This window comes from Staphylococcus simulans (assembly GCF_047037175.1).
GTDB classification, from domain to species: domain Bacteria; phylum Bacillota; class Bacilli; order Staphylococcales; family Staphylococcaceae; genus Staphylococcus; species Staphylococcus simulans_C.
Genome location: NZ_CP178241.1, coordinates 1,749,276 through 1,762,637, shown reverse-complemented (window position 1 = coordinate 1,762,637; position 13,362 = coordinate 1,749,276). Strand labels below are relative to the sequence as shown.

The 13,362-nt window shown below is 35.9% G+C and carries 10 protein-coding genes and 1 tRNA gene; 7 read left to right on the top strand and 4 right to left on the bottom strand.

Annotated elements, in window-relative coordinates:
• Positions 1-77 precede the first annotated feature (77 nt).
• Positions 78-167: transfer RNA gene (locus tag ACFCT9_RS08710), tRNA-Ser, on the bottom strand.
• A 364-nt stretch (positions 168-531) separates the two neighbouring features.
• On the opposite strand from ACFCT9_RS08710, the gene ACFCT9_RS08705 reads away from it, so the two are divergent.
• Together ACFCT9_RS08705 and ACFCT9_RS08700 are read left to right on the top strand one after the other, a co-directional pair.
• A complete protein-coding gene (locus ACFCT9_RS08705) occupies positions 532-1,365 on the top strand; it encodes a helix-turn-helix domain-containing protein (protein WP_412518635.1) in 834 nt (277 codons plus the stop codon).
• A 150-nt stretch (positions 1,366-1,515) separates the two neighbouring features.
• Positions 1,516-2,556, top strand: coding sequence for a hypothetical protein (locus ACFCT9_RS08700; protein WP_412518634.1), 1,041 nt, complete (start codon positions 1,516-1,518; stop codon positions 2,554-2,556).
• 85 nt (positions 2,557-2,641) lie between these two features.
• On the opposite strand, the gene ACFCT9_RS08695 is transcribed toward ACFCT9_RS08700, so the two are convergent.
• Positions 2,642-3,928, bottom strand: coding sequence for a YhgE/Pip domain-containing protein (locus ACFCT9_RS08695; RefSeq protein WP_412518632.1), 1,287 nt, complete (start codon positions 3,926-3,928; stop codon positions 2,642-2,644).
• 165 nt (positions 3,929-4,093) lie between these two features.
• On the opposite strand from ACFCT9_RS08695, the gene ACFCT9_RS08690 reads away from it, so the two are divergent.
• Positions 4,094-4,693, top strand: a complete 600-nt coding sequence (locus ACFCT9_RS08690) for a TetR/AcrR family transcriptional regulator (RefSeq protein WP_412518631.1) — start codon at positions 4,094-4,096, stop codon at positions 4,691-4,693.
• 533 nt (positions 4,694-5,226) lie between these two features.
• Here ACFCT9_RS08690 and ACFCT9_RS08685 read toward each other — a convergent pair.
• Positions 5,227-6,357, bottom strand: coding sequence for a DsrE/DsrF/DrsH-like family protein (locus ACFCT9_RS08685; RefSeq protein ID WP_412518630.1), 1,131 nt, complete (start codon positions 6,355-6,357; stop codon positions 5,227-5,229).
• A gap of 173 nt (positions 6,358-6,530) precedes the next feature.
• Between ACFCT9_RS08685 and ACFCT9_RS08680 the strand changes: the two genes are divergently transcribed.
• The 3 genes from ACFCT9_RS08680 (at position 6,531) to ACFCT9_RS08670 (ending at position 10,937) form a co-directional block, all read left to right on the top strand.
• A complete protein-coding gene (locus tag ACFCT9_RS08680; RefSeq protein ID WP_412518628.1) occupies positions 6,531-6,989 on the top strand; it encodes a MarR family winged helix-turn-helix transcriptional regulator in 459 nt (152 codons plus the stop codon).
• 178 nt (positions 6,990-7,167) lie between these two features.
• Positions 7,168-8,814, top strand: coding sequence for an alpha-keto acid decarboxylase family protein (locus ACFCT9_RS08675; protein ID WP_412518626.1), 1,647 nt, complete (start codon positions 7,168-7,170; stop codon positions 8,812-8,814).
• A gap of 506 nt (positions 8,815-9,320) precedes the next feature.
• Positions 9,321-10,937, top strand: a complete 1,617-nt coding sequence (locus ACFCT9_RS08670) for a BCCT family transporter (protein ID WP_412521645.1) — start codon at positions 9,321-9,323, stop codon at positions 10,935-10,937.
• A gap of 112 nt (positions 10,938-11,049) precedes the next feature.
• Here the strand turns inward: ACFCT9_RS08670 and cudC are convergent, their stop codons facing one another.
• A complete protein-coding gene (cudC, locus tag ACFCT9_RS08665) occupies positions 11,050-11,604 on the bottom strand; it encodes a choline uptake/conversion transcriptional regulator CudC (RefSeq protein WP_412518624.1) in 555 nt (184 codons plus the stop codon).
• Between the two features lie 208 nt (positions 11,605-11,812).
• On the opposite strand from cudC, the gene betB reads away from it, so the two are divergent.
• On the top strand, positions 11,813-13,303 hold the full coding sequence (betB, locus tag ACFCT9_RS08660) for a betaine-aldehyde dehydrogenase (RefSeq protein ID WP_412521644.1): 1,491 nt from the start codon (positions 11,813-11,815) through the stop codon (positions 13,301-13,303).
• The last annotated feature ends 59 nt before the right edge of the window (positions 13,304-13,362 follow it).

Genomic DNA, 13,362 nt, shown 5'->3' with positions numbered 1-13,362 from the left:
ATTAAGTAAATGACAACTTTACAATAGGTTAATAAAAAAGGATGAGACACTGTTTAGTATCGCATCCTTTATCGTAGCGGAGAAAGAGGGATTCGAACCCCCGCGAGCCGTTAAGCCCCTGTCGGTTTTCAAGACCGATCCCTTCAGCCGGACTTGGGTATTTCTCCATAGTTTTTTAACACAAGATTTATTATATCGGAGAATGTGTAACGCGTCAATAATTTTTTTAATGAAATCCACAAAAATTATAAAGTAATTTTACAAGTCCTTAAAGGTTAAGGGCTAAGTGGACTGATTGAATAAAATCGATAAAAATATAACATATTAGCACAAAAAATGACAATTAGGCATTCAATTTTCTGAACATTTAGTTTATTATAAAAAGGTGTAGTCTTGCTATGGATAATTTCATGATTTATGAAAACTATCTACCTCAATCATTCACTTCTTTTACACTTCTGATTAACTACTTGCTTTTCTATTGATAATAGAAGAACTCATTCACATTATCATTTTAATAGGGGGGATATTTTGGATTACAGTTATAATATTTTTCAAGGTTGGTCTTGTATAAAAGATAATTCGAAAAGCGAGGAGTACGTTAATGTTTATTTAGTCTTATCAGGTACAGTCTTCGTAAAGAAAGGGGCACAGCACTTTACCTATAAGACGGGGGATCTTTTTGTTCAAAAGCCGCATTTCACAAATATAGAAGTGGAGATACAAGAAGGTAAGGTCGTTTGTTTATCTATTCATTACGTTTACTTCAAACCCGCATGTTTAAAAGAAATCCATAATGCTGAAAGCAATTTCGAACTGCATTACTTTATTAAAAACGATTATATTCAAGCGTTGCGTTGTGTATGTGAAACCAATTTTATACAAGCGAATGAGATTATCGTCAGACTCGTAAAATATCTGCGCGTCTACCTGGAAAACTTCGATATCTACTTATTTAATGTGACAAGAAACCCAACAATCAACCATATCATCGAATATATTAACCATCATTCAGATGAATCATTAAAGCTGGCGCATATCGCTGAAAGCTTTGATTTGAATGTTAGTTATCTCTCTCGTGTCTTTAAAGACACAGCACATATCAACTATAATGATTACGTACAACAAGTTAAAATCTTTAATGTGGCAGAATATCTATTGCTTAATGGTGAAGATAGTCAAAAAAGCAAAGAAGTTTGGAAAAGATATTCATACTCTAGTAAACGTTCCTTCCTTAATAATTTTAAGAAACAATTTAATATGGTACCGATGCAATATGTGGCTCAAGCTCAAATGAGACGTATCAAAAATAATGAGCGTTCCCAACAGGTTTATGATGAAGTAATAAAATTCATAAACGGTTAGTTAATCAGCGTGTACACGCATATCGATCTTATTATGTGAGCAGTAAATCCAAATTAGTATTCAATTGTATAAATTCTTAATATTATTTTGTGTCTGATAGGGTATAAGTTACTAACTTAATGTATAAATTAAACCTATGGGGGAATAATCATGAAAATCAAAATTGCAGATGATTTAACAAAAAGATTGGGTAAACTAGACAGCAATTTCAAACATTATATGGATGATATGGCGTATCTAACGCTAGTTTCAGGAATAGATAAAACTTTAAAGGATTTAGTAGCGATTCAAATCTTGCGTCAAGCACAGTCAGAAACGGTCGCAAGAGAAATATCACGTTTAGATTTAGCTGTCCTTGATCAAAATGAAATGACAGATATCGTTAAATTGAGACCTGTATATCTACATGATTTTGAATCAAATACAAACAACGCAACAGGACAAGCAGTATCAACCATCCAACGTGATTTTAAAGAACATTTAAACAAAATGAAGAATCCGCCTAAATCTTGGGGTTACAATGTTTCAGACCAAACCAAACTTCATTATGCGGCAGTCTATATTGATGTACAAACGAATGAAGACTTTGAATTACCAGAAACAAAGCGTGCATTTTTAGAACAATATCCAGAGTTGAAAGATGCGCATGCAGTTCATAAAAGTATTCAGAATCATCAACAAGAGCGTGATCATTCAATTGAAGAGATTGTAGAAACAGCCTTACAAACAAATGTCATAGAACCAGCATTAACAGAACATACTGAACTACAAGCACGTCAAAGTGATATCACTACACTTTATAAAGGACAGTATAAAGACTTCCAAGTTACTGTATACTTACAAGTATTAGAGCTAGGTAATCAATTAGATGAAGAAGAGGAACAAGAAGCTGAAACAACACTCACAACAGATGAACAAGGTGAAGTAGTCGCAATAGATGAAGTCGCAGAAGCATTAAATGAAGTCAAAGAAGAACCTGCTCAAGAAAAAGCAGAAACTAAAGACAAAGATAGTAAAGATAAGAAAGACAAAAAAGACAACAAAGATAAAAAAGATAAGAAGGACAAGAAAGACAAAGATAAGAAATCCAAGAAAAAGGATAAAAAGAAAGACGATAAAAAAGAGGATTCTAAAGACAAGAAGAAAAAGGATAAGAAGAAAAAAGATAAAAAGAAAAACAAAAAGAAGTAATAGGAAAGAATGATTGAGATAAGATAATCCACCTTCCAAAACAAATATATTTGGAGGGTGGATTATTTTGATTGCCTTTATTTAGTTATGCCGGAATTTCTGCTTTTTTATCTGAGTGTTTACGAACAAATGCGGCTATGATAACTGAAATTATTCCGAAAAGCATAAAGCCGATGAGCATCCAAACTGTCGTATTAAGCTCAATTGGATGATGCATGTAGATGATCTGTCTTAAGGTAGTCGCATAGTTAGAGAATGGGTTCCAATCTACGATATAATCACGATAAAATTTCGGCAACATTTCTTTGGGTGTTGTAACCAACTGCATACTGAAGAACATCAATAAGAAGAAAATCGGGACACTCTTCATACCTAACCAAGTCATAGTTCCTAAAATCAATCCAATGAAGCCTAAGAATGCTAACATCACAAAGAATGCGACGCGATTGGGATGATCAAAGTGGAAATCTTGAACCCCTGACATAAAGTAAATATAACCAAAGCTTCCGATAAAGGCAGTGAGTACTGCGATAACGATTTGGCTCAATGCAGCAATAACACGCTGGCTGCGTTGAACTAAATGACTGGTTCTAAACGCAAAGAACAATAAGATTGAGCTGACAATAGAACCCATCCAAACGGGCATAAACATTAAGAATGGCGCATTACCATTTCCTTGGTGATCTTTTATTTTATCAACTGTTACTGCTTGTGTTTCAACAGGTTGGATTAAACTTTCAATCTCATTAGCTGGAATAGATACGTTCTGTTTATCTAAAATAGTTAAGCTTTGCTTCATAATTTGTTGGTTTAAGTTCGTGCTGACCCCCTCTAAAACTTTCTTCGCTATTTGAGTGCCTTGTAAACCAGAACCTTCACTGACAATGGTTTTTAATTGTGCCGCTTGTGGTTTGGTGTCGTTTGAACCAGATTGCTTCATCTTCTCTGCCATTTGTTGTGCAACTTGCGGTGGAATTTCCCCAGATTTTACTTTATCTTCCATTTCTTGTTGTTTAGCTTTCATAACTGTTGCTTGTGATTTGCTTAAGGCGTGTTTTGAAAAGTTTTTTTCTAAGATAATGACGCCAAAGTATTTTTGGTTAGATAAACCGTCTCTCGCTTTAGCTTCACTTGAAACGGATTGCCATTGAAGTGCTTCTGATTTGTTTTTAAGTAAACGGTCTTCAAAGTTTTTTCCGATATTGATAGATTTGCCTTGAATCGATGTGCCCTCATCTAGATTCACAATTGCGAGTGGCAAATCTTTTGGTTTTGGATTATATGCTGGATAGAACGCGATCGATAGCAACATTAAAATTAAAATTAATGCGAAAGGCGCAATCCATAGTAGTTTATTTTTTAGAATGTTCATCTTTATCACTTCCTTATATTTTTTATTGAACACTGTGTTGATTTATCATTACTTTGATTATTATAATAGGGAATGAAATAGATGCAATGCGCAATTTACTACAATATGTTTGTTAATGAACACATTGTTGATAATTGTTTATTAATATGTAAGGAAGTGTCAATTATGGCTGTAGATCGACGTGTACGTAAGACACAAAGCGCGATAAAAAAAGCATTCATTCAGTTGCTTAAACAAAAAGATTTAGAACGTATTACAATAAATGACATCACAGAAGCCGCAGATATTAATAGAGGAACATTCTATCTGCATTATGAGGATAAATATGACTTGCTTGCGAAAATGGAAGATGAATATGCGAAAGCACTCTATGATAAAACACGATTTTTAGAAAGTATGAAAACAGTTGCTTCCATTGATGAATTCTATGAATTGTTTTCTAATCAAGTGCTAAAAAGTGTGGTCACGCACGTTTATCATAATCTAGAGTTCTATCAAGTGATTTTAACTATAGAAAGACAAAGCCAATTAGAAGAACGTATTTCTCAAATGATTTTAGAGAATATGAAAATACGCATGAATGATAAAGGAGAAATCGCAGGCATTCCTGTAATGTATTTCCATAGTTATGTCAGCGGTTCAATGTTGAATGTGATTAAGTATTGGGTTCAAGATGACAATCGTGTAGATATTGATACGTTAATTGAATATATTTCTAAGATTGTATTCAATGGTCCGGTACGTTTATTAGCGATGGATCATTAGCTGAGTGTTTAGGTGTATTGTGTGGAATCTTGTTTTAGATGAACCGCAATTTAATTGAAAGCATGCTATAAATTTGGTAAGCTTTAGGTGTATTAAAATAGCCCTCAGTCTTACTGGACTGAAGGCTAGAGTAAAGGCTCACAACGCACAATTGTGATTACCAAACGAACCGAATGAGAGACTAGTTATGTTGCAGCATAGCTAGTCTTTTTTGTCGTTCTTGCTGATCAGAAATTTGATAGCTGTTGCTAGAAGCGTCACTTGCACAATAGAAGAAAAATTAATCGTGAGTTCATGGATTATGATGTCCATCCATATCACCTCACTTTCTTGCGGTTCAAGGCACGTGAGGTACTCACAATAGAAGAGAACGACCTTTACTCATGCATTAAGTTTAGCATTTTACGAACGCGTTTTCAAAGAAAAAGCGAACAAATGTTCGATTAAATTTCACTGTGATTTAGAAGATGATTAACGGAAAATTAAAATATCCTCTGCCTTTATAGACAGAGGATGGTAATGCTGGTGAGTTTTTAGATAAATAAGTTGTGTTTCGCATGTTCGGTATCGCCGATATAAGTACCGACACCACCAATTTGTACATCATCACGTAATTCTTCTCGTTTAATACCCATGACATCCATACTCATGGTGCATGCGATGAGTTTAATATCATTTTCAATTGCCTTATCGATTAATGCAGGTAATGAATCAACATTTTTTTGTTTCATTAGTAATTTCATCATGAAGCGACCTAAGCCGAACATATTCATTTTAGATAACGGCATACTTTCTGGGCCTTTAGGCAACATCAAATCAAAAAGTTTTTCTAATCCTTTTTTCTGTACCTTCGGCGCATCTGTGCGTTTCAAGGCATTTAAGCCCCAGAAAGTAAAGAAGATAGAGACATCTCGACCAGCAGCACGTGCACCATTTGCGATGATTAAGGCGGCTAAAGCTTTATCGAGTTCACCGCTGAATAATACAATGGTTGTGCCATTGTTCGATTCGTGGACAGACATAGCTTGATGAGAAGCTTCCCCTTTTTCAATAATTGCGGTCACTTTCGAATCGTCTGTGTTTAAATCGATTAAGTGATGACCTGTTTGTTTAACCCAGCTTTGGATGTCACTCGCAAAGCCTAAATCCGTCACGATTACTTCTACTTGTTCGCCAGGTTGTAGTTTCTGTATGGCTTGGCTTAAATTCACAATCGGGCCTGGACATCGTAAACCGCTATAGTTTAACTGTTTGCGTTCTGGTTTAATCGTGCGTTCAGCTTCTGTTTGTTCAGGTGAGGATTGTGTATTTGCAGTTTGTGGTTCCTGTGTGTCTGGTTCTTGGCTTTGTGCTTCTGCCTCTTTTTGTGAGTGATAAGCTTCGTAACCTCCGTTTAAATTAATCACATCAAAGCCGCTGTCACTTAACATTTGGCTTGCTTGTTGACTGCGTCCGCCTTTTTGACAATAAATATAATACGTTTTTCCTTGGTCTAATGGGAATTTTGTATTTAATGTTGAGAGTGGGTAATTCAACGCATCTTCAATATGACCAGCTTCGTATTCATCTGCTTCACGTACATCGATAAGTTGATCTTGTGCGCCCATTGCTTGTAAATCTTCGTCTGTTAAATCTGTAATTTGAACCGTTTTAAATCGAACCATTCATTCGTCCCCCTTATGATTGATATTGATGTTATTGTACAAAGAAAATGACGAAAATGCACAAAGTTGAAATGACTATGCATTCTGATGAATTACAAATATGTCCCTTTAGGAATGAGGGGAGTCTTGCTATAATGAGATTAACTATTAGATGAAGTAAAGGATTGTGAAGCATGACGGCATATAATAATGACTATGAACATCTCTTGTTCTATTTTGCCTACAAGACATTTATTAATACTGCAGATGAACTTATCGAAACCAAAGGAATGCGTCGCCAACATCATCGTTTTTTATTCTTTATTGATAAGGTACCTGGCATTACGATCAGTGATTTATTGAGAGGGTTGGAAATCTCCAAACAAGGCAGTCATCAAACGCTAAAAAAATTAAAAGATGAAGGCTTAGTGATTGAAAGAAAGTCAGAATCAGATGGCAGAGTTAAAGAACTATTTGCGACAGATAAAGGTCATGCATTGGTTACTGAGATTAATAAAGCACAAAATGATTTACTTCATAGTATTAAAATGAAAGTCGGCAATGATTGGAATGCGATTATGGAAGAACTCGCTAGTAAACGCCCAGGCTTTCAAGAAGTCCAGTACTTAAAAGGTGAATCAGATAAGGAATAATAAATTGAATAGGTTGTGTTTAAAGAATATCGTCTCCCATGTTTAAGACGATATTTTTTTGTTTAAACAAACGTTGGAATCATAAAAAAACAAAATATAAGTCAACTAACTTGACCTAATGTGTGAATAGGGTTTATTCTATTATTGTATTAGAGAAAGAGAAAAGGTGGAATAAATTATGAAAAAACGTGTTGGAGAATATTTAATGGACTGCTTAAGTACTGCAGGTGTAGACAAAGTATTTGGTGTACCTGGAGACTTTAACTTAGCTTTCTTAGATGATATTATCAGCCGCGATGATATGGAATGGGTTGGTAATACAAACGAATTGAACGCAAGCTATGCGGCAGATGGTTATGCACGTATGAGCGGTTTAAGCGCTATGGTTACAACATTTGGCGTTGGGGAATTATCAGCAGTTAACGGCATCGCAGGTGCTTATGCTGAACGCATTCCAGTAGTTGAAATTACAGGTGCCCCTACACGCGAAGTGGAAAAAGCGGGCAAATATATTCACCATTCATTAGGTGAAGGTAATTTTGATAACTACCGTAAAATGTACGCAGAGATTACGACAGCACAAGGCTATATTACACCTGAAAACGCACAAGAAGAGATTCCGCGTTTAATCAATGCGGCACTCTCAGAAAGAAGACCAGTTCACATTCATTTACCAATTGATGTCGCAATGGTAGAAATTGATGTAGAAAATGAATATCAAGTTCCAGACTTTAAACAAAACGATGTATCTCAATATATTAAAATGGTCAAAGAAAAATTAAACAAAGCATCACAACCTGTCATCATTACAGGTCATGAAATCAACAGCTTCCAATTGCATGATGAACTTGAACAATTTGTAAATAAAACACACATTCCAGTTGCGCAATTATCATTAGGTAAAGGTGCTTTCAACGAAGAAAACCCTTATTACATGGGTATTTATGACGGCTCAATCGCAGACAAAGCGATTCGCGATTATGTAGACCAAAGTGATCTTATTTTAAACATCGGCGCAAAATTAACAGACTCTGCGACTGCAGGCTTCTCATATAAATTTGATATCAATGATGTCATCATGTTAAATCAACACAACTTCAAATTGGGTGACACAGAAGCGAAAGAAGTTACGTTACCAGAATTATTAGATGGTCTATTAGAAATGGACTATGTGAATGAAGCGGACTATCCAAAATATGAACGTCCAGAAGCTGGCCAATATGAAGTAACAAATGAACCATTGTCACAAGAGACTTACTTCAAAATGATTCAAGACTTTATTAAACCTAACGATGTATTGATTGCTGAACAAGGTACATCATTCTTCGGCGGTTATGATTTAGCATTAAACAAAACGAATAAATTTATTGGACAACCATTATGGGGTTCAATCGGTTATACACTACCCGCAACATTAGGTTCACAAATTGCAGATCCAAATCGTCGCAATGTCTTATTAATTGGCGATGGCTCATTACAATTGACAGTTCAAGAGATTTCTACAATGATTCGTCAACACTTAAAACCTGTATTATTTGTGATTAATAATGATGGTTATACAATTGAACGTAAAATCCATGGTGAACATGCACCATACAATGACATCTTTATGTGGGACTATAAAGCACTGCCAGCAGTGTTCGGTGCTAAAGAAGAAGATGTTCAAATTCACGAAGCAACAACAAGTGAAGAACTTCAAAAAGCATTTGAAGCAATCGATGCTAACCCAGATATTATGCATTTAGTTGAAGTTAAAATGGCAATGCTTGATGCACCACACAAATTAGAAGAAGCAAGTAAAGCTTTCGCTGATCAAAACAGCTAAGTTTGATTAAAATAAAAAATCTTATTTGGACAATAGAATCATAAGATGACACGAATGAAATCCCTGACGTTTATGCGTTGGGGATTTTTTCTGTTTTCTAGTTTTAATAGTTAAGAAAAGTGCTGGAAAAAGGATGGAATTGTGAGATACAACTTAGCATTTCAAAAAAATATTTATTCGTATAAAATGAATATTCATGCATAAAAATCAAGGTTAAATGCGTTCAATTTGTTAAATTTAAACTTAACGCAAGGGTTACAAGCGATAATTACGCTTAAATTACTGTTTGAAAATATATAATTATTCATTTCTGAAGAAAAAGATTTCTGTATGAATTTGCATTATTATAAATAATTCGTTAATGTCTTTATGTAACATATGAAATGGGGTACAGGAAAATAGACTAAAAATTAGTTTGTTGTTTTCCTCAATAATTAATCAATATAGGGAGTGCAAAAACATTGCAAAAAGCTAAAAAACAAAACAAAGCTAAAAAGTCCCAAATTATGGACTGGACAACGTTTTATGGTACTGTCGCTATTTTATTAATTGCTGTCATTCCGATGATGGCATTTCCTAAGGCGAGTCAAAAAGTTATTACAGACATTAACGAAGCAGTATCCAATTCACTCGGTGCAGTGTATTTATCACTGGGTTTAATTGTTTTAGGTTTCGTGCTTTACATAGCATTTGGCAAATACGGTAACGTTACACTTGGCAGAGCAAGTGATAAACCGGAATTCGGCAACTTTACTTGGGCAGCGATGCTGTTCTGTGCTGGTATCGGTTCAGATATTTTATATTGGGGCGTCATTGAGTGGGCGTTCTATTTCCAAGTCCCGCCGCATGGTGAGAAAGGTATGACAGATGCAGCATTAGAATATGCCACAATGTATGGAATGTTCCACTGGGGTCCTATTGCTTGGGCAATCTATGTCTTGCCAGCATTACCCATCGGCTATTTAGTATTCGTGAAGAAAAAACCAGTTTATAAAATCAGTCAAGCTTGTCGACCGATTTTAAAAGGACAAACTGAAAAATTACCAGGTAAAGTTGTGGATATCTTATTTATCTTCGGTTTACTTGGCGGTGCAGCTACATCTCTAGGTTTAGGTGTACCGATGATTTCAATGGGGATTGAACGTTTAACAGGTATTAATGGTCACAGTATGGTGTTACGTTCAGCGATACTAATTGCGATTACTGTGATTTTTGCGGTCAGTTCTTATACAGGACTGAAAAAAGGGATCCAACGTTTAAGTGATGTTAACGTTTGGTTATCATTTATTCTGTTAGGCTTTGTCTTTATCGTAGGGCCTACGGTATTCATTATGGAAACAACTGTTACTGGCTTCGGTAATATGTTGAAGAACTTCTTCCAAATGGCCACATGGTTAGAACCGTTTGGTGGTATTGATGGACGTAAAGAAACAAACTTCCCACAACAATGGACAATTTTCTATTGGTCATGGTGGATTGTTTATGCGCCATTTATCGGCCTCTTTATTGCGCGTATTTCTAAAGGACGTACGCTAAAAGAAGTTATCTTAGGTACTATTATTTATGGGACATTAGGTTGTGTCTTATTCTTTGGTATCTTCGGTAACTATGCAGTATATTTACAAATTACACATCAATTTGATGTCGTTTCATTCTTAAATCAGCATGGTACGGAAGCAGCGATTATTGAAGTCATTCATCAATTGCCGTTCCATAATATCATTGTGGTACTGTTCTTGATTTCAGCGTTCTTGTTCTTAGCAACGACATTCGATTCTGGTTCTTACATTCTAGCTTCAGCATCTCAAAAGAAAGTCATCGGTGAACCATTACGCGCAAACCGTTTATTCTGGGCATTTGCGCTATGCTTATTACCATTCTCATTAATGTTAGTCGGTGGTCAACGTGCACTAGATGTGTTGAAGACGGCTTCTATTCTGGCCAGTGTGCCGTTGATAGTAATTTTCGTCTTTATGATGATATCCTTCATTATCACCTTGTCGAGGGACAGAGTGAAATTACAAATACGTGCAGCACGCTTAAGAGAGGCAGAACATCGCTCATTAAAAATTAATCAAATCGCAGAAGAACGTGAAGAGGAACAGCAAGCACAAAAACCATAATGATGATTTATTATGATTAGAGATTAAATGAATTAAATAGACATGAAAAAGACACGCATTCCAATTTGGAGTGCGTGTCTTTTGTATACCGAATACGATATGGAAAGTGCGGTTATACATCTTTCGGATCAGGTATCGGGAAATATTTAAAGATTTCGCCAGTGCGAATGGCTTCATTGATTTGTGCGAGCCATTCGTAATAAATACGAGAATGTTCGAGCTGTGCATTGACACGTTGTGCATAGTTGTAAGTTTCTTCATCGATATCATTTGCTTCTAGAACTTGATGAATGATTTGTTCAGCTTCATCAAGCGAATCTAAATTGACATTGATTTCACGACTGAATTTCACGTCGAAGAAATGTCTGAAGAATACAAAGAAGTCTTTCTCAGCGACAAAATGTTGTTTACGACTGCCGCGTGTAAATTGTTGTTTCACTAAATCATATTCTTGCAGGCGTTTCACACCTGTACTCATACTTGGTTTGCTCATCTGCAATTTCTCGCGCATTTGATCTAACGTCATATTATCTTCAAATACCATAGTCCCGTAAAGGTTGCCGACACTACGATTGATGCCGTACAAATCCATTGTTTCGCCAATCGCGCTAATCACTAAATCTTTCGCTTCTTCGATGGCTTGTTCGTATTGATTTGAACTTGTCATACTTAAACCTCCGTCCACTACATTTATATTCATTTTAGAGTTATTTCCCGTATTCGTCCAATGTTGAATTGTAAATAGTGTATCAAAGTACAGGATTATGTTTCACTAAAATTGTAGTGCATTTGACACTTTCTCTTTATTCATGCTAACATAAAGTTTGTAAAATTCGTTAAATAAAAATTTAACAAAGTTAACGGGGGTCTAAATGATGGAACTTGTAAAGCGTTTATCTCATCAACAATATATTGATGGTGAATGGGTAGACAGTGCGAACCAAGCCACACGTGAAATAATCAATCCTTATAATCAAGAAGTTATATTTGAAGTATCAGAAGCAGCAGCAAACGATGCTGAACGTGCAGTAAAAGCAGCAAGACGTGCATTTGATCAAGGTGACTATGCGAATGAAACAAGTGAAGTCAAAGGACAAAAAGTCAGAGCGATTGCGGATAAAATTAAAGAGCATCGTGAAGAACTTGCGAAATTAGAAACGTTAGATACTGGTAAAACATATGAAGAATCTCTTGCAGATATGGATGATATTCATAATGTCTTCATGTATTTTGCAGGATTAGCTGATAAAGATGGCGGTGAAATGATTAATTCACCAATTCCAGGTACAGAAAGTAAAATTGTGAAAGAACCTGTTGGCGTTGTAACACAAATTACGCCTTGGAACTATCCTTTACTTCAAGCATCATGGAAAATTGCACCAGCCTTAGCTACAGGTTGTTCATTAGTTATGAAACCGAGTGAAATCACACCATTAACAACAATTCGTGTATTCGAATTGATGGAAGAGGTTGGTTTCCCTAAAGGTGTCATCAACTTAGTACTAGGTGCCGGTTCAGTAGTCGGTGATGTGTTATCAGGTTCACCTGAAGTGGACTTAGTGTCATTTACAGGCGGTATTCAAACAGGTAAACACATTATGAAACAAGCCGCAAACCACGTGACAAATGTCGCATTAGAACTTGGCGGTAAGAACCCGAATGTAATTTTCGAAGATGCTGACTTTGATTTAGCAGTGGATCAAGCTTTAAATGGCGGTTATTTCCATGCAGGACAAGTATGTTCAGCAGGTTCACGTATCATTGTTCAAAATTCAATTAAAGACAAATTTGAACAAGCATTAGTTGAACGTGTAAAAGCTATCCGTTTAGGTAACGGGTTTGATGAAGATACTGAAGTCGGTCCATTAATTTCAGCAGAACACTTAGCTAAAGTTGAAGGCTATATGGATGTTGCGAAAGAAGAAGGCGCAACGATTGCGACAGGCGGCAAACGTCCTGAACGTGACGACTTGAAAGATGGTTTCTTCTTTGAACCGACAGTAATTACAGATTGTGATACGTCTATGCGTATCGTACAAGAAGAAGTCTTTGGACCTGTAGTAACTGTTGAAGGATTTGAGAATGAAGCGGATGCAATTCGTTTAGCGAATGATTCAATTTACGGTCTTGCAGGTGCAGTCTTCTCTAAAGACATCGGCAAAGCACAACGTGTTGCAAGCCGATTACGTATGGGTACAGTTTGGATTAACGATTTCCATCCATACTTCGCACAAGCGCCATGGGGCGGCTATAAACAATCAGGTATCGGCCGTGAATTAGGTAAAGAAGGCTTAGAAGAGTACTTAGTTTCTAAACACATCTTAACGAACTATCATCCAGAGCCAGTTAATTGGTTTAAAGGCTAATTTATGCATTTTAAATAAAGCGAGAATACAGGTGAACTAAGTTTCACCTCTCTGTTCTC